This is a genomic window from Dysosmobacter sp. Marseille-Q4140 (assembly GCA_018228705.1).
Lineage (GTDB): Bacteria > Bacillota > Clostridia > Oscillospirales > Oscillospiraceae > Oscillibacter.
The window spans coordinates 566,645-590,363 of sequence record CP073694.1 but is presented as its reverse complement, the minus strand read 5'-3'; the positions used below and the strand labels follow the sequence as shown (position 1 = coordinate 590,363).

General features: G+C 49.5%; 21 protein-coding genes, 1 tRNA gene and 1 pseudogene. 9 read left to right on the top strand and 14 right to left on the bottom strand.

Annotation, left to right across the window (positions count from 1 at the left end; genetic code table 11):
- Positions 1 to 5 precede the first annotated feature (5 nt).
- From KFE19_02875 to KFE19_02860, 4 genes are all read left to right on the top strand, one after another.
- Complete coding sequence (locus KFE19_02875; GenBank protein QUO38475.1) at positions 6 to 1,526, top strand: O-antigen ligase family protein; 1,521 nt, start codon at positions 6 to 8, stop codon at positions 1,524 to 1,526.
- 777 nt (positions 1,527 to 2,303) lie between these two features.
- A tRNA-Pro gene (locus KFE19_02870) sits at positions 2,304 to 2,379 on the top strand.
- Positions 2,380 to 2,710: 331 nt separating this feature from the next.
- Complete coding sequence (locus KFE19_02865) at positions 2,711 to 3,454, top strand: hypothetical protein (GenBank protein QUO38474.1); 744 nt, start codon at positions 2,711 to 2,713, stop codon at positions 3,452 to 3,454.
- Entirely contained in the window at positions 3,451 to 4,593 is a 1,143-nt protein-coding gene (locus KFE19_02860) for an ATP-dependent Clp protease ATP-binding subunit (GenBank protein QUO38473.1), read from the top strand. Before KFE19_02865 ends, KFE19_02860 begins: the two co-directional genes overlap by 4 nt.
- A 39-nt stretch (positions 4,594 to 4,632) precedes the next feature.
- Here KFE19_02860 and KFE19_02855 read toward each other — a convergent pair whose 3' ends face one another.
- The 10 genes and pseudogenes from KFE19_02855 to KFE19_02810 form a co-directional block, all read right to left on the bottom strand.
- Positions 4,633 to 5,862, bottom strand: coding sequence for a site-specific integrase (locus KFE19_02855; GenBank protein ID QUO38472.1), 1,230 nt, complete (start codon positions 5,860 to 5,862; stop codon positions 4,633 to 4,635).
- Between the two features lie 56 nt (positions 5,863 to 5,918).
- Positions 5,919 to 6,137 (bottom strand): helix-turn-helix domain-containing protein, encoded by a 219-nt coding sequence (locus KFE19_02850; GenBank protein ID QUO38471.1) that lies wholly within the window; start codon positions 6,135 to 6,137, stop codon positions 5,919 to 5,921.
- A 69-nt stretch (positions 6,138 to 6,206) separates the two neighbouring features.
- Positions 6,207 to 8,147, bottom strand: coding sequence for an SEL1-like repeat protein (locus KFE19_02845; GenBank protein QUO38470.1), 1,941 nt, complete (start codon positions 8,145 to 8,147; stop codon positions 6,207 to 6,209).
- Positions 8,135 to 8,569 (bottom strand): hypothetical protein, encoded by a 435-nt coding sequence (locus KFE19_02840; GenBank protein ID QUO38469.1) that lies wholly within the window; start codon positions 8,567 to 8,569, stop codon positions 8,135 to 8,137. The genes KFE19_02845 and KFE19_02840 overlap by 13 nt, the downstream gene beginning before the upstream one ends.
- 326 nt (positions 8,570 to 8,895) lie before the next feature.
- Positions 8,896 to 9,336, bottom strand: a pseudogene (locus KFE19_02835) (helix-turn-helix domain-containing protein).
- A 245-nt stretch (positions 9,337 to 9,581) separates the two neighbouring features.
- The gene (locus KFE19_02830; protein QUO38468.1) at positions 9,582 to 10,283 is read right to left on the bottom strand and encodes a hypothetical protein; all 702 of its coding nucleotides are present in this window, start codon (positions 10,281 to 10,283) and stop codon (positions 9,582 to 9,584) included.
- Between the two features lie 266 nt (positions 10,284 to 10,549).
- Positions 10,550 to 10,870, bottom strand: a complete 321-nt coding sequence (locus KFE19_02825; GenBank protein QUO38467.1) for a hypothetical protein — start codon at positions 10,868 to 10,870, stop codon at positions 10,550 to 10,552.
- A 156-nt stretch (positions 10,871 to 11,026) separates the two neighbouring features.
- Entirely contained in the window at positions 11,027 to 11,407 is a 381-nt protein-coding gene (locus tag KFE19_02820) for a lipoprotein (GenBank protein ID QUO38466.1), read from the bottom strand.
- Complete coding sequence (locus tag KFE19_02815) at positions 11,404 to 11,937, bottom strand: lipase (GenBank protein ID QUO38465.1); 534 nt, start codon at positions 11,935 to 11,937, stop codon at positions 11,404 to 11,406. Before KFE19_02815 ends, KFE19_02820 begins: the two co-directional genes overlap by 4 nt.
- A 60-nt stretch (positions 11,938 to 11,997) precedes the next feature.
- On the bottom strand, positions 11,998 to 12,393 hold the full coding sequence (locus KFE19_02810; protein QUO38464.1) for a (deoxy)nucleoside triphosphate pyrophosphohydrolase: 396 nt from the start codon (positions 12,391 to 12,393) through the stop codon (positions 11,998 to 12,000).
- A gap of 274 nt (positions 12,394 to 12,667) precedes the next feature.
- On the opposite strand from KFE19_02810, the gene dndB reads away from it, so the two are divergent.
- Genes dndB through KFE19_02785 form a run of 5 tightly spaced genes read left to right on the top strand, consistent with a single transcriptional unit; the run spans position 12,668 to position 18,698 of the window.
- The gene (gene dndB / locus KFE19_02805; GenBank protein QUO39503.1) at positions 12,668 to 13,702 is read left to right on the top strand and encodes a DNA sulfur modification protein DndB; all 1,035 of its coding nucleotides are present in this window, start codon (positions 12,668 to 12,670) and stop codon (positions 13,700 to 13,702) included.
- A 1-nt stretch (position 13,703) separates the two neighbouring features.
- Positions 13,704 to 15,176 carry a DNA phosphorothioation system sulfurtransferase DndC gene (gene dndC, locus KFE19_02800; GenBank protein ID QUO38463.1) on the top strand — a complete coding sequence of 491 codons (1,473 nt, stop codon included), beginning with the start codon at positions 13,704 to 13,706 and terminating at the stop codon, positions 15,174 to 15,176.
- Between the two features lie 12 nt (positions 15,177 to 15,188).
- Positions 15,189 to 17,171, top strand: coding sequence for a DNA sulfur modification protein DndD (dndD, locus tag KFE19_02795; GenBank protein QUO38462.1), 1,983 nt, complete (start codon positions 15,189 to 15,191; stop codon positions 17,169 to 17,171).
- 4 nt (positions 17,172 to 17,175) lie between these two features.
- The gene (dndE, locus tag KFE19_02790; GenBank protein QUO38461.1) at positions 17,176 to 17,565 is read left to right on the top strand and encodes a DNA sulfur modification protein DndE; all 390 of its coding nucleotides are present in this window, start codon (positions 17,176 to 17,178) and stop codon (positions 17,563 to 17,565) included.
- Complete coding sequence (locus KFE19_02785) at positions 17,565 to 18,698, top strand: cysteine desulfurase (GenBank protein ID QUO38460.1); 1,134 nt, start codon at positions 17,565 to 17,567, stop codon at positions 18,696 to 18,698. Before dndE ends, KFE19_02785 begins: the two co-directional genes overlap by 1 nt.
- A gap of 47 nt (positions 18,699 to 18,745) precedes the next feature.
- On the opposite strand, the gene KFE19_02780 is transcribed toward KFE19_02785, so the two are convergent.
- The 4 genes from KFE19_02780 to KFE19_02765 are packed head-to-tail and all read right to left on the bottom strand — an operon-like array spanning position 18,746 to position 23,719.
- On the bottom strand, positions 18,746 to 19,090 hold the full coding sequence (locus tag KFE19_02780; protein ID QUO38459.1) for a hypothetical protein: 345 nt from the start codon (positions 19,088 to 19,090) through the stop codon (positions 18,746 to 18,748).
- 12 nt (positions 19,091 to 19,102) lie between these two features.
- Positions 19,103 to 19,768, bottom strand: coding sequence for a hypothetical protein (locus KFE19_02775; protein QUO38458.1), 666 nt, complete (start codon positions 19,766 to 19,768; stop codon positions 19,103 to 19,105).
- Entirely contained in the window at positions 19,755 to 22,922 is a 3,168-nt protein-coding gene (locus KFE19_02770) for a hypothetical protein (protein ID QUO38457.1), read from the bottom strand. Before KFE19_02770 ends, KFE19_02775 begins: the two co-directional genes overlap by 14 nt.
- Entirely contained in the window at positions 22,919 to 23,719 is an 801-nt protein-coding gene (locus KFE19_02765; GenBank protein ID QUO38456.1) for a hypothetical protein, read from the bottom strand. Before KFE19_02765 ends, KFE19_02770 begins: the two co-directional genes overlap by 4 nt.

Here is a 23,719-nt window from a genome sequence, read left to right as displayed (position 1 = left end):
TTTTCATGGAGTATCTGCGCGAAAGTCAACTGTATGCCCTGTCCATGACCCTGTACGCTGTGTACATGGACAGCGCCGTCCACCGCTGTCTGGCGGCCCTGGGCGCCTGGTGCAACCGTCAGATCGACGGCAGCCGGGTGCTGGCGGTGCTGTGCCGGGAGGGAGCGGTGGCCCGCTCCTGGCCGGACAGCCTCCTGTGCCGGCTGCTGCGGGCCCTGGTCAATTTCCCGGCCTGGCTGCTGCACCGGCTGTACCTGGCCCTGCACCGCACCTTCCGGGACAGCGTATTTGCCCGGCTGGCCTTTGAGATGGGTCACGAGACCGCTATCGCCCAGTCCTGGCTCATCATGCTGCTGTGGGTGATCCCCTTCTCCCATTGGAACAATGCGTACAGCCTCATGGGCTTTGCCCTGCTGCTGGTTCTTTTCTATGCTGGCGCTATGCCCCGGCAGCGGTTCCGGTTGGATGTGGGCCTGGTGGGCTTTTACCCGGTGCTCCTGTTCGGTGCGGTGTTCCTGGCGGTGGCCTTCTCCTATACGCCGGGGCAGTCCCTGCGGTTTTTGTTTTACCACTTCTCCGCCGCCCTGTGCGTGCTGGTAACGGTCAGCGCCGTCCGCAGCAGCGAGGACCTGAAGCGCTTGGCTGCCGGCGGCGGGGTCTGCGTGCTGGTGTCGTCCCTGTACGCAGTCTATCAGCGGATCCAGGGAGTGGAGGTCAACGAGTCCTATGTGGACCTGGCTCTCAACGAGGGGATGCCCGGCCGGGTGGAGTCCTATTTCGACAATCCCAACACTTTCGCCGAGGTTCTGATCCTGCTGCTGCCCCTGGTGCTGGCCCTGATCCTCTGCTCCCGGCATGTCTATTCCAAACTGCTGGCTGGCGGCGTATTTCTGGTAGGCGTTGTGGCTTTGGGCATGACTTATTCCCGGGCCAGCTGGGTGGGCGGCGCCTGTGCCATGGTGGTGATGGTGTTCCTGTGGAAACCCCGCCTGATCCCGGCCTTTGCCATTGCCTGCGTTCTGGCGGTACCCCTGCTGCCGGACACCATCTGGAACCGGATCCTGACCATTGCCAACCCGGCGGACAGCTCTACCGCCAGCCGCATCCCCCTGTATGCGGCGGCGCTGGAGGTCATCAAGAAGTCTCCCATCTCCGGCGCGGGACTTGGCACCGCGGCGGTCCAGTCCTATATCGGGGACTTCAATCTCTACCACGCAGAGGCACCGTTTGTCCACGCCCATAACTTCTACCTTCAGGTGTGGATCGAGGCGGGCATCCTGGGTGTGATCGGCTTTGTGGGCGGTATGCTTTGGAACATCAAGCGGGCGGCCCATACAGTCCGCCACTGCCCCTCCTCCGCCGCCCGGACTATCACCTGCGCCGCCTGCGCGGCGCTGTGCGGCGCTATGGTCTGCGGCCTGGCGGACTATCTGTGGAATTATCCCCGGGTCATGTGCATCTTCTGGTTCGTGTTTGCCATGGCCGCCGCCGGTGTAAAGGTCTGCCGGAAGAATGCGGTGGGATAAACGGCGTCTCATTCCGCCGGGGCCCGTCCAGGGCTCCGGCGAAGTCTGAGACGGGGAAGAAGCTGTTGAAAGGGTTCTCCTTGACTTTGGAGGATATTTCGGTAAAATAAAGAGGGACACAGCCGCCCATCTGGAACTCTGTGCAGAGAGCGGAAGGCCGGCAGGATCTTCCGGAACAAGACTGCGCGCAGTTTGGGAGCATATCCCGCCCATCCATGAGGGAAAAGGCCCAACCCCACAACCCGCTGGGACACTATCAGAAGCGGGAACCATTTCCGCAAAGCCGCTGGTCAAAAAACGACCAAGACCACATGAAAGACCACAGATAAAACAAATCCATAACCGGGTGTAGCGCAGTTGGTAGCGCGCCTGCTTTGGGAGCATACCGGGCCCATCCATGAGGAAAAAAGCCCAACCCCACAACCCGCTGGGACACTACCAGAAGCGGGAACCATTTCCGCAAAGTCGCTGGTCAAAAAACGGCCAAGACCACATGAAAGACCACAGATAAAACAATTCCATAACCGGGTGTAGCGCAGTTGGTAGCGCGCTTGCTTTGGGAGCGTGAGGCCGGAGTTCGAACTGCATTTCCCCAACCCCCCGGAAAGCTCTGGGACGCTAAGACTGACGGAGTTTTGCCCCTCGCCGGGAACTGGTCAAAAACCGGCGCTGACCCCATATTTGACCACAGTTGGAAAACTTCATAACCGGGTGTAGCGCAGTTGGTAGCGCGCTTGCTTTGGGAGAATACGCCCGGGCCACCCCACAACTTCATATCCGGGTGTAGCGCAGCTGGTAGCGCGCCTGCTTTGGGAGCAGGATGCCGCAGGTTCGAATCCTGTCACTCGGACCACCTTTCTTAGAAAAACCGCCTTTTCAGGCGGTTTTTCTGCGTTTTTTGTTCTGCTTTTGCAGTTTTGATGACTGCTGTTCAGCGGTGATTTAAGGCGCAGAGAGACGGTAGGTACATGAGTGAGAGTAGCGGCTGAAACTGCCAAATCCCTAACCAATCCCTAATTGGTATGACCGCCGTATTCTTTTATTGTAGATACGACAAATTCTTGAGTTTTCCAGACTTATCCACTATAATAGTTCTACGGTGAGTCTTTTGCCACCAAGGTAGCCGTGTGGGTGTATTCCCATGCGGCTTTTTTAGTAAAGCGCTAATATACGGGGGTATATATATGGCGAAAAAAACACCCAAAATGATAAAAACAGTATATTTTGATGAGCAGTCCGCTCGTGATTACATTGATGTGATTAATGGTGGCCGTTTTGATTGGAGCACAGCAGAGGATAAGGAGCGGATTGCTAAAATCATAGCTGAAATTGATGCCGAAATAGGCCATGGATTTAATCTTTTTTCGTGGATCAAAGCATCTGCCGCAGGCAAAATCTCAGGTGAGTATGACCGCGAAGCTAAACGAGCCATTGAGACAAAACTCACAAACACTCTGCTGACGGATTATATTACGATCGCCTGCAAGGATAAAAACATTTCTCGTTTTACAGATGTTGTTTATGCACCTCAAAACTCCATTTCACTATATCGAATGTATAGTCCGTATACGGTTATCGTCCCAAAGGAAAACATGCCTATTGATTTGGAGAGATTAAATGATGCTTTGGAGAATGCTCGTGGTTATTACGAAATGCTCCTATGTAGCGAGAGGCCTCCTAAAACAATTCTGCGTTTGAACGCAAAAGCATTTCGGAATAATTACAATCTCTCGGATTTGACCAAAATGAATCTGTCATATTATGCGGTGAAAGTTGGTGCTTGCGATATATCAAAGCTTGATATGTCGATGGAGTTTGATTTTGCCAAAAAGGCCCCTTCTGCTGAGCAGGTACTCGGTACAGAAACTGAATCCAGTTCAACCGTTTTGGCCGTTTATGATGTTGTTTTGGCTGGAGTGGAAGTATGAAAAATGTAACTATTTTTTACGGCTCACGGTCTGAATTCGAAAAAATCAGACCATCTTCTGATTTCCGCAGCTTAACAGACATGGTTATGGAGATTGATACAGACAGCAGAAGTTTCATTATTGAGCTTCCTGATAAACCAATACCTGAAAAAAAGAAACCACGAGTAGAGAATTTCGTGGTAGGGTCTGATGAATATGCCGGCGTTCGAGAGCATGTGATTCTCAACTTTGCAAATTTTCTCGCCAAGATGGAAGTTGTAAATTTATACCTACAGAATCCGCCGCTCTCAATCAGCACTCAGATTACAAACCTCTACCCCCAAACCAAAATAATATCTCAACAGTACAAAACATTCTCCAAGGCTGATCTATTGGAACTCCACAAAAGCTACAGTAGCCACATCAAAGGACAGGATGCCGTCTGTGAGAAGTTGCTCCAAGCCCTCTTTCCTTTAGCGTCTGGAAGCCAGACAAAGCCTACAGTTATCCTTTTCTATGGAGATACTGGATTAGGAAAAACAGAAACAGCTCAATGTATTGCAAATATTCTCAACGAGCGTTTATTCAGAAAGCAGTTTTCAATGTTCCAGAACAATCAGTTTGCCACATACCTTTTTGGCGGTGCTCATTATGAGAGAAGTTTTGCTAAAGATCTATTAGACCGTGAATCGAATGTGATTCTCTTAGATGAGTTTGATAAGGCCAACCCAGTTTTTCATAGTGCATTCTATCAGCTTTTTGATGGAGGTATCTATGAGGATCAGAACTACAGCTTGGAACTGAATAAGTCTATTATAATCTGCACCTCAAACTACAAATCTGAAGATGACATCAAATCTCATTTAGGTAATGCAATATTTTCACGATTTGATGCTATTATTCACTTTTCAAGTTTAGCTCCTGAAGCCAAAAGGGAAATCGCAAACATGAAATACGACGAGAAAATTCAGCACTATTCTGAAAATGATCAAGAAATATTGAGGCGTGCGGATCTTCGCGAACGACTCGTTTGTTATTCTGAGCAGTGCAGTAATGCCCGTGAAATTTCTCGCTTAATTGACCAGACATTTTCGTTGCTCTTAATAAACGAATTACTTGGCAAAACCATCATTGGCTCTGACGGAGATAAAGCAATATAGTGAGCGAGGAGGGCGGCAATCCCTCCTCGCTCACTATTGTTACCCCACTCTCTCAAACGGTATCACCTTGCACCGGCTCTCCTCCGGAGGATCAGGCGGCTCCGGTTCCGGTTTGGCTGTGGCTGTTTCCATGAAACCGCCGATCTTCTCCGCTGCACCTCTCTGCATATCGTTGGTGATATGCGTATAGGTGTCGAGGGTAAATCCGGCGCTGTAGTGGCCCAGCATGCTGGACAGCGTCTTCACATCCACGCCGCTGGATAGGGCCATTGTAGCGAAGGTGTGGCGCAGATCATGGAAGCGCACATGTTCCTCGATGCCGGCCTTCGCCAGCAGCTTGCGGTTGATTCTGGACACTGCATCCGGACTCCAGTAGCCACCGGTGCGGGGCGACGGGAACAGGATGGGATTGTCGGGGTGCTGTTCATGTTCCCGCACCAGCATCTCCACCGCCTGCTGAGACAGCGCCACCTTGCGGACTGAGTTCTTCGTTTTCGGCTCTGTCACCACCAGCTCCCCGTCAATGCGGGTGACCTGCTTGCTCACCGAGAGGATACGGTCCTTCACATTCAGGTCATCCCACCGGAGGGCCAGCAGCTCCCCACGCCGCAGGCCGCTGGATAATTCCAGGAAGAACATGGGCAGAACACCGTACTTCTCCGCCTCGCTGAGATATACCCCCAGTTTCTCCGGCGGGATGATGGTCATCTCCTTTTTCTCCTTGGGCGGGATGCGGCAGTTGTCGCAGGGATTGTATGGAATGATCCGCTCCTTGACCGCCTGTTTCAGCGCTGAGGACAGCACCATATGGATACGACGAACCGTGCTTCCGGACAATTTCGTGTTGGTCTGCTTCTCGAAGCGCTGCACCCGGCCATGGGTCTTGGAATCATTGTACATCTTCTGGATCTGGATGGCGGTAAGCCGTTTGAGTTTCACTCCTCCGATAGCCGGTACGATGTGGTTTTCGATCATGTTCTCATAGGTCTTTGCGGTGTTGGGGCGGATCACAGGCTTGCTGTAGGTTTCAAACCACAGCCGGCACCACTCCGCCACGGTGTAGTCCTCGTTGTGGTTCACCGGGATACCCCGGTTGTCCCGGATGGCCCGGTCCAACTTCTCCTTGCACTCAGCCCGTGTTTTGGCGGATACGCTTTTTTGAATGGCGCGGCCGGTGCTGGGGTCGATGCCCTGGGTGTATCGGCCCTCCCAGCGGCCGTTGGGCTTTCTGCGGATGCTGCCCTCGCCATTTGCTCGTTTCTTTGCCATTGCTCATCCCTCCTTTTGCAACACAAACAAATACCACAGAATCTTTGAAATAGCCACTAAAATATTTCCGTCTTTTGGGCCGCCTGCTCGTCGATCCATGCCATGAATTTATCACGGGGGACGATGATCCGGCTGCCCAGGGTGATGGTGGGGAAATCCTGCCGGTGGGCAACCTCGTAGGCGTGGGCCAGTCCGATGCCCAGCACATCGGCCACATCCTGCACGGTCAGCATTAGAGGAAGTTCATTGAAAGAGTTGTACTTGGATCGTTTCATTGGATTCCTTTCTACCCTTCTTGTGGAAGGGATTTTATTCTTTGTTTTGCGGCGCATTTTCTGCGCCGCTTACATGGTCATTTCAGGCCACTGCTCCTCATGGTCATCCGGCTTGTGGCCCTGGGCGATTTTCTTCTCCCGCAGCTTTCTGAGCCGCTTGCGGTCGATCTGGATGCCGCCAGGGCGGGACTTGGGGATGGAGTTATCCTGGAACACCCGGCTCATGTGGTAGAGCAGCCGCGTCACCGCCAGCATCACATCGGGCGGGCGCTGTTCCTCCCTGTGATCCAGAAGGTACCGGGCGTATTCGTTTCCCTGCTCCGCCGACCGGGTCAGCCAGAGGATTGCCTGCTCCTCATCCTGGGGCACTTCCTTTCCCATGAGGTACAGCTTGCCCAGCAGATACTGGGCATAGGGGTTCCCGCCCTCGGCGGAACGGGTGAACCACTCCACCGCGCCCGCCATATCCTGTTCCATGATTTCGCCACGGAGCAGCTCCTTGCCCAGGCGGTACATGGCCCAGCTGTTTCCGCCTGCCGCGGCGGTGCGCAGCCAGTCCATGCCCCGCGCGGTGTCCCGCACCTCCAGATCGGCGGAGAGGTACAGCTTGGCGAGGGCATACTGCGCCGCCGGATGACCCTGCCGGGCGGCCTGTTCGAACCAATACCGGGCTTCCTCTCCGTCGGGGATCAGCAGAGGGCCGTCCCGCCAGAGCTTACCCAGCAGGTATTGAGAGTATCGGTCGCCGCCCTTGGCCAGCTTTTCCAGCTCCGATACCGCGCCGCTCCGCTCCTCCAGTGTCAGCTCTTCATTTCGAATGACCTCCCGCAGCGTCCAGTAGGCATAGGGCGCATTTTGAAACTGATCCGGCTCGTCCCGCTGGCCCATGTCCTGGTCCTCGAAGGTGATTTGGCCCAGCCGCAGCCGCTCCGCTTCCCGAATGACGGCATTTTTGATCTGCCGAAACTCTTTCTCCTTGGACAGCGGGCGCCGCTCCCGGGGCTTATCATGGTAGTAGCTGTCCACCTTTCCCTGGAGCAAAAGCCACTGGTCATAGCACTGGCGCACCATAGAAAGCCGCTCCATCTGGTCCACGATCTCGTCCACCAGCTGCTTGAGCCGCTTGGGAAGGTAGCTGTAGGACTTCTTTCCCTTGACTGTCCCAAGCCCCGCCGCCAGCTCCTGCATGAGCTGCTCAGCCTCCGGGTGGTCGCACAGGCCATCCCGCATCGCCTGCACCAGCTCCAGCATGGCCCGCCGCGCCTGCCGCACCAGCTCGTCCCGGGACTCCGACTTCTGCTCGTAGAGGTGGAGCATCTCGTTCCGAAAGATGTCGTTGGTCAGCCTGGATTTAATCTGACGGATGCCCTCTTTGGATAGGTAGGCCTGTCCGGGTTTGACCGACCAGGCCATCATGTGGACGTGCGGATGCTCCCCCTCATCGTGGAAGGCCGCGTACCAACGGAAGTCTGCGGGCGGTATTTTCATCGCCGCCGCGATCTCGTTGCGGTGGGCGCGGATGAGATTTCTCCACGCCGCGGCGTTGTCGAAGCCCAGACGCGCCGCGTCCTCCCGCTTGAGAGAGATGATGTGCGCCCACACATTGCCGGTGTACTGCTCCAGTTCCTCCATCGCCTTTTCCAGCGATACGCCGTCGCTGTCGCCGAACAGCCCGTGGGAACCGAGGCGCTCCGCCCGGGGCCGGGTGGCAATGTACTTCATATACTGCTCCGACTGATGGAGCGCACCCCAGTTGGATTCCAGCGCCAGGCTGATGAAGGCAGAGGCTGTAGCCTTGGTGGGCTTGGTCTGGTAGTCCCCATACTCGTAGAGGGTTTTGGTGTCCGGGAAGTCTTTCACCAGCTTTGCGATGAGCTGCTCCTGCTTGCGTGTGGGCGGACGGTCATCCGGAAGAATTTCTACCCGCTCCCGGGTTGCGATGTAGCGGAGGTACCCGGCAGCGCCGCCTGTGCTTTTGATGTAGGGACTTTTCAGAATCAGTCTTGCCATTCGTCATCATCCCAGTCCGGCTCCCCGGCGGAGCGTGCACGCTTCTCAAGAGAGATGAGTCCGTTGGTGGCTCTCACATTCCGAACGCTCACCGCTCGTCTGCGCTTCAGATCATCCCGGTCTACCTCCACCGCATCCGCGATGATCCCGATGAGAAGATCCAGCTCCACCTCTCTGGTGAACTCCCGCCTGGCGATGTGATCCTCCAGCCGACCCAGTCTGCCGTCCAGCGTAGCCTGGAGCACCGTGGGCAGCAGGGATTGGTTGTCCTGAGTTTCCAGATAGTCCACATAGAAGTTGATGGCCTTTTCCACAAACTCGTTTTTGCTTCGGCAGTTGTCGGCAGCGTACCACTGCTCCAGTCTCCGGCTGGTTTCCGGCTTCATCCGCAGCGGGAAACGCTCTTTGGTTTCATTGCTCATTCAATTCCTCCTTTTTTCTATCAGACATCTGTGAAAAGCCTGCAATATGGGGCTTTGGGAGAAAGCTGACGCCAACGGCATCTTTTCTGCCTGTCAAAGACGCCATCTTTCGTCCCCCCGAAACTGCCCGCACTGCGGGCAGAAGTGGCCGACCGGGCGGCGCTTGCGACGCCAGGTCTTTATCCTGCTTTTTCCTTCGTCCCCGCTTTTTCCTCCATCCCCGGAAGCGATTCGGGAGGCATCTCTGGAAACGCCCCCGAAGTCGGTCCAAATTCGTTCTCCACGCCCGAGGGGGTATCCACCCCCGCACGCTCGCCCAAAGGTGCACACAGGGCGTTCTGTGGGCTTCTGCGGGCGGATTCCGCCAGACGCTCCGCCGCCCTCTGACGGGCGGTATCCTCCTCCAGCTGCCGGAACTGCCGCTCATAGAACGATTCCACCGCCGCCTGGATGGGGCAGATGGTGTAGAGCAGGTTTCCGTTGAGCGGCCTGCCGTCCTTGCTCCGTATCATGGTCGGCTCGGTGCGGATGAGACCTTTCTCCTCCAGGCTGCGCACATACTTGCTGACCGTGTTTTCGCACATTCCCAGCGCCTTGCCGATGGTCTTGTAGCTGGGATAGCACTGATAGGTTTCTCTGTCCTCGATGCTCAGCAGATAGCAGTAGATCGAGATCTCCGGATGACTGAGGCCGATGTGAAACACTTCGTTGGGAACCAGAAAATAGTTTTTGCAGGGATCGCGTTTGGGCCACTGCCGGAACTTCATACAGCACCTCCTGTCCTTTCTTCGTTTGCAGCACGAACATCATTAGCCACACATACACTTCCTCATTCAGACACGGGCATCACCTCACCGAAGAGCAACTGTGTATTCTCGATTGACCGTTCTTCAAAATTCATTTTGAAAATACCCCCTCACTACTTAGCCGAACCATATAGCGGGCTGACATAAAATTGACAGAAAAAGAGCGCCTGCCATTCAGCAGACGCTCTCGTCCTGATGTAAGTGTATCAAGTTGTTTTGGACCGCAGGCGACAGATCCCGTCTGCTTCATCCCGCTCTTTCAGAAGCTGCGCCAGAGCAGTCAGAAGTTTCTTTTGCAGATAGTCGACGCTGCCGCGGTTCAGCTGATGGGCTTCCGCGTACTTGCGGATAGACAGGCCGTTCACGAACCGCTCCTGGAAGTACGCTTGGTGATCCTGCAGCACCGTCTTCAGCGCGTTGTCCAGAAACTGTATGTCCTCTTTCAGTTTGGCAAAGTCACTTCGGGTGATGGCGGCATACCGCTTCTCGTTCATGCAGAGACGATACTTGGCCGAATCGAAACGATAGTTCTCGCAGAGGTCTTTGGCGTATGTGAGGTAGGTAGGCGCAGATTGATAGACGCGGGAGTCGTATTCAGCATCCCGCTCCGCTCTCTTTTTGCGAATCGGCCCGCGCATACCGTCCTCGGCAAGATTGGAGATGACTGCCTCGGTGATCTTCATATTGGTGACCCGCTTGTACCTGGCCTTCTGCTCGCCGTTCACCTCCACGAACGCGCAGAAGGATTTCTTGCTCATTGTGAAGTACTGCGGAACCTCAGAAAAAGAATAGGAGCGCAGGATGACCGTCTCCTCACCGGTTTCCGCATCCTTGGCCGCCGTGACCAGATAGATCAACTTGCCGTCGTACCGCCGGTAGTAGCCTGCGCGGATTTTTCTGTCTGCCATCTGGTCACCTCACCTTTCTGAATATGCTTTTGGTTGCGGTGTGCAGAGTGGTAATTGCGATTTTCGCAATTACCACCCGCTCCTGGTTAGCGAATTCTTCGTTTCAAAAATTTCCCCGACCATTCCATTCTATAATTTTGGTGTTGTCCCGCAAGCAAAATAACAAATACTTCAATCCAGAAGTTACACCGCACGGTTACCTTATGCTTTCAGCTTATATATGCGGTTCCGATTGCCGCCCTCGGTAACAATCGTTTCTTCAACGATCATCTCACCGAGCATCCGTCTTGCGCGTGCGTCTTTAACACCAAGCATATTGGAAATGTCCGAGCACTTTGCAGAAGCATGATCGGTAAGATATTCAAGGATGCAATTTTCTGAGCGGCTGTTTTTGCTCCTTTATCGCCGCTTTTTATCGCTACTTGTTTATCGCTACTTTCTTTTTTGAGTAGCGATAATGACAGAACCGTTCTATCCGGCTCAAAGGACTCTTCTATGACAGGCTCTCTCCAGCCCTGCTCGCGCCAGACGCGGAAGATGGCGGGGATACCACCACTTTTTGATGATGACCAAGCCCTGTCTTCCATAACAGTCTGCATTGACCAGGCAGTTTGCCAAGGGCTTCACGGAGCGCCTGATGCAAGGGTGTATCGCCCGCTCTTGTGCCGCTGTCCATATGCTCCTGCGGCTATTTCTTTGTTTAGGCGGCACATATTTTGTGCCACTTGAGACCTCTGCCCGCCCTACTGCTCTGTTTCATAAGGCCAGGTATTAATGCCGCCAAATTCGTAGATGTTGGTATAACCCAACTCGGCCAGTGTGGAGGAGGCTGTCTTGCTGCGGTTTCCACTGCGGCAGTAGACCAGCACCGTGGAATCCTTCTCAGGGATCACCTCAGCAGCAGTCGTTTCGTCAATGGTACCCACTGGCAGCAGCACAGCGCCGGAGATGTGGCCGCTATCGTACTCGTCCTGCTCCCGCACATCCAGTATGATGACCTCCTGGGTGTCCATCATCTCTTTGGCTTCTTCCTGGGTGATCTGCTGGTAGGAGCTGTCGGCAGAAGTCCCGCCACATCCGGTCAGCAGGAAAAGGGCAAGCAGGAAAGGGATAATTCGTTTCATTTCAGTTCCTCCAAAAGTCCAGCGGCAAAGGCTTTGTGCCCCTGCTCTGTGAAGTGTACGCCGTCATAGGCCAGAGGGATGTCCCATTTCCCAGCGTCAGCAAAGCGGACACCCAGCCGCTCCGCCAGGGCTTTGCAGCATCGGGCGAAGGTATGGGAGCCATCAATGAGCTGTGGGCTGGGTACCCACGCGCCCAAGGCCACCGGTGGCGGTGCGATCAGCAAAATCTTGCTTCGGTCTAACGGAACAGCCGCAAGAAATCGCTCCAACTTTTCAGCCGCCTGCTCCGGGCTTCTGCCCTGGAGCAGATCGTTGGTTCCGAGCATGACGATCAGCAACTCCGTGTCAGCAGAGAAGTCTGGAGCGGCGGATGAAATCTCGCGACCGTTTTGTCCCATGTTAGAGATCGTCCATCCGCTCTCCGCAGCCAGGATGTCCACCCACCGGTTGTCTGCGTCATAGCGCCCGCCGAAATAGCCACGGGGATCGTAGCCGTAGGTGTTAGAGTCGCCGAAGCAGATGATATTCATCCTGCGCTTTTCCTTTCTCCGTATGTTCGCATTCCCTAATGTGGTTAATGAGACTTTCGCCTAATCTTTCCGCCCCTTGGATTGCTTTAGTCTTATTAAAATTTCTTCATCTGCTTGGCAGAACTCAAATTGATCAATCTCATCCACCGTGATCCAACGGATGTCATTATGCTCCAGTTTCTGGGGGACGCCCTCCCGGATAGTGGCATGGAACAGTGTCAGATGGACCGTCAGATCGGGGTATTCATGAATCACATCCATGAATACCTCGCCCACATCCAATGTGACCGCCAGTTCCTCCTGACATTCCCGGATGAGAGCCTGCTCCTTGATTTCTCCTGGCTCTACCTTACCGCCCACAAACTCCCACAGCAGCCCTCTGGCCTTGTGGGCCGGGCGCTGGCAAATCATAAACTTGTCCTGATTCCAGATCAGGGCCGCAACTACTTCGGTCATTTACTCACCCATTTTACAGATTGATAGATATTTGCACATGGATAATCGTTGGTATAAGTAATCCATATACCAAGTATAGCGACCTTCACTATTCTCTACAAGTATAACTTTTTTCGTTGTTGTTTGTATCTTGCAATAAACAAACAAACAAGAGACTTCCGCTCTCTTTACATGACTTCCGCGATGCTTTATAATGTGATATGTTATGACCGCTCCTCAGCAGGGCTTGCTGTGTACTATAGTTAACTATTACGTTATAGAGAGGGTGCCATTCTTGAGTTCCGCTTCTTTTGTGTTTCCTGCCGTCAAGGGTATCCAAGCCAAGAGGGAATACTTTACCTCGATGGTTCCATTAGAGGTGATCCCGAAAATCTTTCAGTTTGTTGACGAACAACTACCACCAGAAATTCGGGCACAGCGTATTCTCAACCGTGCCAGGATTCCAGAAATTCGAGATTACATTTTAGAGAACCCCGATGACTATGTGTTTTCTTCGATAACAGTTTCCGTTGATGGTGGCATGGAGTTTATTCCATTAAATGAAGACGAGCCCCTTCTCGGTCACATTACAATTTCTATGAGTGCCAAGTTTCTCATAAATGACGGGCAGCATCGGCAAGCCGCTATTGCGGAAGCAATAAAAAAGAACCCCGAGCTAAAGAATGAGCATATCTCCGTTGTTTTCTATCGCGATGAAGGTCTCGCTCATTCCCAGCAAATGTTTTCGGATCTTAACCGCTATGCAATTCGTCCTACAAAATCAATCAACATTCTTTTTAACTCGCGGGAAGAGTCTTCCATTGTTGCAAAGCGGGTTATTAATACGGTTAATGTCTTTCAGGATGTGACCGAAAAAGAACATACCTCCATATCCAACCGATCTAAAGCACTGTTTACATTAAGTGCAATCTGTAGCGGCACGGAAGCCTTATTAAAAGATCTGGACTTAGGTTTGGAGGAGAAATGCAACTTAGCAATTCATTTTTGGGAACAAGTATCTCAGTATATTCCTTTTTGGAAAGCAGTAAAGAACGGTCAGGCCAAGTCCTCTGATGTGCGAAAAAATACAATTTGTACCTTAAGTATCACCCTTAATGCCATCGGGGCTGGAGGTAATCAAATTATTCAAAGATATCCAGATACATGGGAAAGGCATCTTTGCCATTTGGCGCATATTGATTGGAGCAAAACCAACCCAGTGTGGGAAAATCTCGTCTTTATTCACGGAAAAGTTGCTACAAATCGTGCTTCGCAAAGAGCCATGGCTACATATATAGAGAATATTATGACAGAAGAAATTGGTGGATAAAATGGCTAATTTAACAAAAGAAGATATTCGTATTGTACTTAACACGATACAGGAAGTGTATTTAGCAGATAAGATACCCTGGATTTGTGGATACAGTGGCGGCAAAGATTCCACTGCCGTCGTACAACTTGTTTGGATCGCACTTTCCCAGCTTCCAAAGGATAAATTACACAAACCCGTTCATGTTATTAGCACAGACACTCTGGTTGAATCCCCAATTGTTGCACTATGGGCCACTCGCTCTATTGCGCGCATGAAAGAGGCTGCAAATAACCCTGAACACAAATTACCTATTATTCCACATAGGCTTGTTCCAGAGGTCACCAACACCTTCTGGGTAAATCTCATAGGGCGGGGCTATCCATATCCTCGGCGTGATTTTCGCTGGTGTACTGACCGTATGAAAATCGACCCCTCAAATCGCTTTGTTAAAAAAATCCTGGATGCAGAGAGCGAAGCAATCCTGGTCCTTGGAACGCGCAAAGCCGAAAGTGCCACCCGCAAAGCCGTCATGGAGGGTTATGAGAAAAAGCGATACCGAGATCATCTTAGCCCCAATGGATCGTTTCCGAACTCCTATGTTTTTACTCCTATTGAAAACTGGAGCAACGACAACGTCTGGCAATATCTTGTACAATACCCCAACCCCTGGGGACATTCAAATAAGGACTTGTTGGCAATGTATAGTGGTGCCTCTGCGGATGGCGAGTGTCCGTTGGTGCTTGATACATCTACGCCCAGTTGCGGCAACAGTCGTTTCGGTTGTTGGGTATGTACTATGGTTTCCGAGGATAAATCCATGGCGGCCATGATCCAGAATGACGAAGAGAAAGCGTGGATGCTTCCCATGCTTGAATTCAGAAATGAAATTGCCGGTAATTGGGATATCGATAGAAAGCGTAGAGACTTTCGCCGTATGGATGGGCGTCTAACGTGGCATAACGAGCGACTGGTACACGGCCCATATACACAGGAAACCCGCAAGTACTTTTTAACTCGTCTATTAGAGGTTGAGAAACTTGTTCATGAGATTGGACCAGAGGAAATTAAGGATGCTCCCTTGATTACCATGGACGAACTTCGGTTTATTCGTCAAATTTGGTTAGATGAAAAACACGAGTTTGAAGATTTGTTGCCCGAAATCTACGAATCTGTTACCGGAAAACGCTATGAAGATGGATCTATTAGCAAAAACAAGTATTTTGGTCCAGCTGAAGCCAGAATTCTTCGCGAGGCTTGCCAAGCGGTATGTCCAGACGAGACTTTGATGTACGAAATGCAACGCTCCCTATTAGATGTCGAAGCTAAAGCAGCCGCCATCTCTAATAAGAGAAATGTAATTCAAAATTTTGAGCATGAGATAAAAAAAGCATTTTATCGTGATGAGCATGAGGCCGCCCTTATCGCAGAAGAACGTGCAAAAAAAATCACGGGAATGCAGGAATCTTTTGACGATGGAAATTGGACTGAGTGAGGTGCTGAGAATATGTATTTTACAAAAATCGAATTGCATAATTTTGGCATCTACAAAGGCCATCACGAAATGTGTCTTTCGGACCAAATCGGTAATCGCAATGTTACTCTCATCGGTGGATTGAATGGTCGAGGAAAAACGACCTTTCTTGATGCTATTTTGCTTGCATTGTATGGAAAGCAGGCATTAAAGTATGTTCAGGAAAACGCGCGTTCCTATGAACGGCTACTCATAGAGCATATTAATAAGCACGCGACAGATGATCTTACTTATGTCGCTGTATCACTTGGTTTGGATGACGGAACCGCTTTGCGCGTCTGCCGGAAGTGGAAGTTAAAGGGCAAGAAGGTCGATGAAACTATTGTCGTTGAGAAAAACGGAACAATAGATAAGTACCTTGGGGAAAGTTGGAGTTACTATATTGAAGAGATTCTGCCTTTTGGAATAGCAAGATTTTTCTTCTTTGATAACGAAAAGATCGCTCAACTGGCTGACGACGCTTCATTTGAGCAAATTAAAACTTCTATTAAATCCGCAATTGGTGTTTCTACGATTGAAAAAGCAATTACTCATATTGATGAAGTAATTCGCCGAAAAAAAGATGCTCTGCAAGCTTTTGAAAAAAGCGAAGTCAACCAAGGTTACCAAGAGGTAGAAGCGCAACTCAAGGAACTCAACTCCAAAATCGAAACAGCTCGTCGAGAGGCTGACATCTTAAAAGCAAATTGCGAGAGTATTGCAATTGCTATAGAAACTAAAGAAAAAAAGTTTTGGGCTTCTGGTGGTGACTTAACACTCAGCCGAGAGGCCATAAAACAAGAAAAAGAGAAAATCAAGGCATATGTGCAAGAAGTTCGTGACGAAATTATGCTGCGCGTATCTGATCCTGCAACTCCGCTCTTTATGTGCCGCAAATTAGTTACACAAGCTTATGATGCAGAGATTGATGAGCAGAAAAAAGCAGCTCTGAAGCTTTCTGACCCAATTGTCGAAAGTATTCAGAAAAATATTTTGGATCGATTTAATCAGGGTAATTTCGATGACAGAACGCTCAGAATCATTACTGATATTGTCAAGCAAGAGATCGGGAAATTCACTTCAACAGGCGAGGGTGCGGAACACATTAATATGTCCCACACGACCATGCTCCTCTTTGACAAATTAATTGTCACAATATTCCATTCCCTTGATCAAAAAATCGAAACCTTAATCAGTCATGTCGATGCGCAAGAAAATGAGCTCATGAGCTTGGACGCACACCTTGGTGAGTCAGACGAAAAGACGATGGCCATGAAACTCTATGAGACGCTCAAAGAATATGAGCGCAAAAAAGCTTTGGCTGACGACCAATACCAGAAGCAGCAGAGCTTAATCGAGAGTTTGGAGCGCCAGAAAGAAGCTCTTCATTCTAAGCGCTTGCAGTTAATCAAGACTATCGCAGAAAAAGAGAATACGAATGATGATAACTCCCGTATTATCAAATATTGTGTGATGTCTATCGAAGTTCTTAATGAATTTAAAGTTCGTTTACAGCGTGAAAAGATAGACAAGCTTTCTGCAACTGCCACAGAATGCTTCCAGACTCTGGTTGAAAAAGACTCCCTTGTGAGTAAAATCCATATTGATACGGACAGTTTAGATGTAACCATACTTGATCCAGATGGGCATGAGTTGTTAAAGAACCAGCTCTCCGCAGGAGAGCAGCAGATGTTTGCTATTTCCATTGTGTGGGCACTGGCCAGAACCTCTGGCTATAAGGCCCCTGTGGTCATTGATACACCCATGGCTCGCTTAGATTCTTCCCACCGGGCAAATTTCGTTACCAGCTATCTACCGTCTGCAAGCTCCCAGGTTATGGTTCTTTCCACAGATGAAGAAATTTATGGTAGATATCTTGATATGATTCGAGAAAATGTTATAAATTACTTTACTCTACATTATCGGGAAGGTGAGCAATGCACCTCTATCATCAACGGCTATTTTGAGGGGGTGTGATAGTATGATTATTAAGCATTTTAAACTGTCACAGCCAGAGAAGGAGCGACTCATTCGAATCAAAGCAAAGACCGGTGTTCAAAACTGGAATATTCTTTGCCGGTGGGCATTATGTTGGTCGCTTTCAGAACCTACCATTCCTGGTAGTATTGATCCACAGTCTGACAGCAATGTTGAAATGGATTGGACCACTTTTGCCGGTGAATATGCAGAAATCTATGAAGCAATTATTCGCCAGCGATGTTTGAATGATGGCTTAGGAGATGACCCTAACACTTTAATCCGGTACTTCCGACTTCATCTTTATCGTGGCATTAACCATTACAGCACCAGAGATGTTTTGAAAAGCTGCTCAGATTTACTCGAATCTGCTCTTCCGAAGGAGGAAGCATAATGGCTGTTTATCTTGACTACAACGCTTCTGCTCCGATAGATGAAAGAGTTCTGGAGAGAATGATTGAAGTGTATCGCTCTCATTATGGCAACGCAGATAGTAGAACTCACATCTTTGGTACAGATGCCAAAGAAATTGTTTCCTCCGCAAGAAAATCCATTGCTGAGATCTTGGCTGTGGACAGTACGGATGTTTTCTTTACCAGCGGTTCCACCGAGAGTAATAACATGGCGATTCTCGGGTTGCTTGACTACGCGCTTGAGAGTGGCCGTAATCACTTCATTACTACGTCTATCGAGCATAAGTCCGTTTTGGAAGCCATGAAACACCTGCAAGAGAAAGGCTGTGTTGTGGATTTTGTTTCACCCGATGCGTCTGGCCGAGTCAAACCGGAGCAAATTCTCAGCCTCGTCACGGACAAAACTCTGCTTGTTTCTATGATGCAGGTCAACAGCGAAACTGGCGTGATACAGCCTATTGAAGAGGTCGGTGCAGCATTAGCAGGGACTAAGACATATTTTCACGTTGATGCCACACAAGGTTTTGGTAAGCTGAATGATAGCTTACGAAATACCAAATACAATATGCTTAGTATCACCGCCCATAAGATCAGCGGTCCCCAGGGGATTGGCGCATTTATTATGCGGCGCGACCGTACATATAGACGGCCTCCCGTCAAACCGCTCATGTATGGCGGTCAGCAGGAACGCGGATACCGTCCGGGAACTACACCGGTGGCTTTGGTTGCAGGCTTCGCTCTCGCAGCTCAGCTAAGCGACAAGGAATCCGCTGTCCACATGGAAAGCTGTAGAGCGATTAAGCGAAGATTCCTGGAGGCTGTGGAAGGTCTGAACTATACTTTGAATGGAGACCAAGAACACTGCCTGCCGTCCACTGTAAACATTAGTTTCCACGGTGTTGATGCAGAGGGTATCTTCCTTGCTGTAAAGGAGGATTATGCGTTCTCCAATGGTTCGGCCTGTAACTCTGGCAGCCATGCCCCAAGTTATGTATTAACAGCTATGGGACTGGGTGAAACACGAGTGAATGAGGCTATCCGTCTTTCTTGGAACCATGATACAAAAGTTGACTTTTCGGTTCTTGTAAACTACATTAAATCAATGACCGATTAAACAACAAGGTCCCAGCGCCAAGTATGGCATTGGGACCTTGTTGTTTATTACTTTAAGTGATAGCGCCTGATGAACTCTTCCAAAATCAACTCAAAGACATCAGGGTTTGTGTGTAGCATCTTGTATACCTTTTGCAATGACGAGCTTGCGGAAGACAATCCTTGTTGTCCATTTGTTGCTGTGTAGACCACATTTTGAAACATCATCTTCATACCATTTAAATTACGAAATTTTTCGTCATGCTTAATTCCAAGCTTTTGAGCGCGAAGTGTAAGACTTTTTGATAAGTCCATTAGCTCTTTTTCAATTTGATCGGTAGTTTTACCATCACTTTTACGGTATACATCAATTAAAGCCACTAATTCCTCGACATCCCAAGCTACTTTAATCATTATCTATCCCCCTTAGAATCTAATTTTTAACTTTTGGTTAAGGTTCTTTTCCTTGAGCCATGTCATGACATTGGGGGTCAAATCCAAAACCGTAGCCCGCTGAGAAGAGACTTTCTTTAAGAAGTCTTCGATTTCGGGGTTCAAAGAGAATTGATCGGTAATTTGCTTTGCTTCCGCCACATAGGAAACCAGGCTGTTTACTGCTTTGATGGATGGATTTCCAGCAACCGTTTGAGTGATGCTGTCTGTCAAGTCCTTTGCCCGTTTGGGGTCATTTGATAAACCACCAATCATAGACAAATAGCCTTTTGGACCATCAGAATATTTCTGAGCAGCATCACGCCATACGATTTTAATTTGTGCTGCAACAGCATCTCCCTTGGATTTCAGAAGCCTAACAGTTTCCAAGGTCAACCGCATTTCAGAAACTCCGTTGCCGCAATCGTCGATGCAAGCCAGCAATTCGTTGCGAGTAGGTTCATCCACAAGTGAAGTGCTGACAATTCCTTTTTCTTTCATGGCAGCAGCACAATCAATGGTATCTTTAATACTCTCGGTGGCCTGGGCAAGCTGTGCCAACGCCTTTGCGTAAGTTTCGGCATGCTGCTTGCTTTCGATTGTTACTCGGCGTTTTTTGATAGCAGAGGTGCAATTTTTGATTGTCTCAGTTAACAGCATTTTCGTACACCTCCATATTCTCAAGCTGAGCGTAAAGTGCCTCCATAGAGGACAAGGCAGCTTCAGACAATGCTTCTGCACCAGCAAAACCGCCAGTAGCAGCTATGTCTTTTTGGGCCTTCGCCCCTTCCTGGTCAGCCTTTTGAGCAATCGCCTGAATATCTCTAAGGAAATCATACAGCACATGTAGCGAGTTGCCGGAGTATACCGTCAGCTGCTTTACTGCTTGTACAGAGGCCGCATCGTTAATTAGCTTGACATGTCCCATTACCGTTTTGGCTGTCTCAATGGGAGGTTTTTCATACTTGACCCGCAACTCTGTACTTCCGATGATTCCATTCGCAGAAAACACAGAAAACAGCTCTTGAATAGCAGACAGCGTATCAATGAGATTCTTCTGGTTGAGTTCACCAATATACTCTTCGAGTTTGCCTACCACCTTTGCAGCTTCCTGAGTATCCGCAGTCATGGCTTTTTTAACGCTGGGATAGAGCGATTTCAACAGCGTGGCAGGATTATAGAGAAGATGCTTCTGTGGGATGCTACCAGGTAATGTTGCTTCAATATCCCAGTCGGCAGCCATAAGTTTTTCAACAGCGAGCACCAGCTCGTCTGTTCTGTAACAGGATTTCGTGTTGGGATCAACTGCAAAATGGACCGCCCCCATTGTGGTTGCAGAAGCTTGCTTTAAGAAGGTCAATGCACTATCAAAGTCAGCTTTGCGATTAAGAATGAACTGAATCATGTCATTCCACTCACGGGTATCTCTCCTGATGCTATCGTCTTTTTTGAAATCCTTAAACAGAGATTTGATTACTGAATAGGGCGAACTCGTATCAACCTTCTGGCCCAAGATACACGCTTTGAGATACTGAATCGCAAGACACCACTCCAATACCGGGAGAGAATCTTCTCCCTGCTTAGTAGCGGCAACTTTTTCGATGATTTCAGCTTTTCTGCGTTCCAACCAAGTAATCAATCTCTGCTGGTAATAAGCTGCGCCCTCGAAATCCCAACCTTTTGCGTAGTTCAGTTCATTTAAGGCCATCAGAACATCGCGGCTTTCAGAACTTCTGTCCATGTAAACAATGGCTCTATCCGTATTTGTGGGAGAACTCTGATCGTCAATGTAGTAGCAGCTCAGGTCGGAAAGACGCTCTGCTGCAATATAGGCTGGGATACCAATATCCTGCCAGTTGATTGCACCACATTGCCTGGAGTCTCCTCGAATAAGAGTACGAAGCCAGCCACGATAGTCGGGATCGTATTTCAATGTTTCACCCTTGGTAAACCATGCCGTGATATCATCCTTAAACTTACGATAATTCTTTGTGGCACCATCGACAGGGGGCTTGGCCTTGAGAGGCTCTGGAGTAGTAGGATGATGAACAGAATTGCTTCCACTGGTTGTCACTGGTTTGGATGTGACAGTTGGGGATACAGCTTTGCCAGTGGATTTATCCACGATTTCACCGATGCCAGTAAAGGTATTCAGCCCCACATCTGCAAGGAAAGCTTGATTAAGGCCACCAAAACGCAGCGTTCCGTCGATGTCTTTCACGCCGGATGCAGAACCATCACCCCAAATGGCAAACACCGCTTTCAGTCGATTCTTATCATCTGAACTCATGCTTTCCAAACGGTCAATGGAAGAACTATGGGGATCATTGGACATCTGAGCATTGCTGGGGTTAAGCGGGAAATACCAACCATCCCCATACTGCTTGCCATCAAAGTATTCTTTTAACTGGGCGCGAATAACATTCTTTAAGAACATTCTCGGGCTTTTTGTCGCAAGAGATTCATACAGAGTCAACAGTGCATGGCGGTTAAAGGGATATAGCGTTACTTTCTTTTCTCCGATGGTTGTGGTATCCCATTCACAAGGAGGCGTGAAATCACTGATTGGCAGTTCACTCAAATCTGCACCGGAGTCAGTCCAATGATGGAGTTGTGTGGGGTCACAGTAAATTGCGTTCAAATACCGGCCAGCCATCTGAATGATAAACTCGTCAGTTCCATAGGAACGTTCTGTGACCTCAATTTGGTGTGTTACACGGTCTTTGAAATTGCCTCGAAACGCATAATAATAGTCGTTGGTGATGCCGATTACCGAAGTAACACGACACAGATCTGCGTAATCGCCGCCATGCTCATAAGAAAGCGCCGTAATGAGTTCCTGGTCAATTCCAGTGAAGCCGGTGAAGTCTTCGATAAAGATCGTTAGGTTTTTGCCTTGCTTTTTCAAATCTCGTCTCAGCTGAGCAAAAATCGTTTCCGCATTTTCACTGGAAATGTCTGCACAACGCTGAATGACCTCTCTCGTAAACCTGTTAAGATAGTTGATGAGTTTGGTAATCTCAAAGTCATCGCCTTTCAAAGAGGCCGCAAAAAGGGACGCTTGGGGATCGCCCTGTTTCATTACAGCTCGGATGATTTTAGATACATTAAAATCTTCTTCTGTAAAAATTGTGGTGTCTTGAAGAATCTGATTGCTCGGAGCCGTGATGACATTATAGCATCTGGATATTGCGCCACCTTCACGCAATAGATGTTCGCTTACACGGCTGTCGGCAAGGTAGCTGGCAATGTCACGGCACTTGACCGCTTTGTAGGTTTCTCCGGACATATCGTTTCGCACAGCTGCAATATAGGCATACAGAATCTCTGTCTTGAAAGAATCTTCATCTTTGGAATCGGAAGAGGCCACAAACTTACGGAGCTTCTCCGCAACATCAGGGTCTTTAATGGCTCCCTGTTCCAACAACTGAGAAAAAGCGCCACGGACAGAGTTATTCAAACGACGCAGGAAAACCAACTGCTCCGTTGCAGGATTGTATATAGTAGAGGGGCTTCTTTCAAACTTGCCTTTTAGATAGCGGATAAGATGAGATTTACCAGTGCCGTGATTGCCTCGGACAATGACCATACGATGCTCATTGTCAGGGTTGTAGATCAGCTGCTCGAAAACCTCATCTTCGCTCATCAACTTTGTAGGGGCAGGCATTTTCCCCTCTTCATAATAGCCACCACGGAAAAGCTCAAGAGACGAGAACGGCATGTGAGTAGACATGAAATAGGCATCTTCGGTGGCCATATCATCTGTTTTAATCGCATACTTTTCCATTACAGAACGATACTGTTCCCATTTCATGAATCCATCGCCTCCTTCACCGAAATGTGTGTGAAACCATTGATAGGATCACCGTCTACATAGTAAAGCATGATCGGAGTGGAGTCAGACCATGTTTCAAGTTTAATGAGACCAATTTCATGCAGTGTGCGAAGGCCGGCAGAAAGCGCCAAGGGAAGATTACTGCCAATCTCAACTTCGGGTATTTTTGTGCTCAGCCAAAGTATGAAGTCCTGGGCAAGAACAGTCTCATTATATTTGAATTTTTCTGTATATGTAGTTGCCAATATATCTTCTAACCGCAGCTTCATATTGGGGATTATCATTGTTCCGCTCAAATAGCCCAGCCCTAAAAAAGCAGCCCAAAAGCGCCATCCCAGGACAGCGTTTTCATTCAGTGCAGCCAGCTCTTTCACTTCGGAAGCACAGGTCTTAGCCATACCTTCCCAAGATTTCAGCGCAAAGATTCGCTCATTTTGAGCAATCAGCCATTTGGTGAACATGTGAAATGTGGTGTCTTTTGCAGAGAAGACCCGAGCACTCACATACCGCCGAAAAGCCTTGGATGAAGCGATTATACTGGGATCAACAGCTAAGACCAGATTGTCAGCATCAGCTTTGATGAGGGCAAGTTCTTCGAGGGCCACATTGATTGACTTGTTGATTTGATCGAGTTCTTTTTCATCATTGATACCCAATGTCATGCACTGACGCACTTCATCACGGCTCATGCTTTTATGGGAAACCAAGCGGCAAACAGAGAGAACTCGCTCCGGTGTCGGCTCCATTCGCATGCCGTCTGGATTGACTTTGAACAT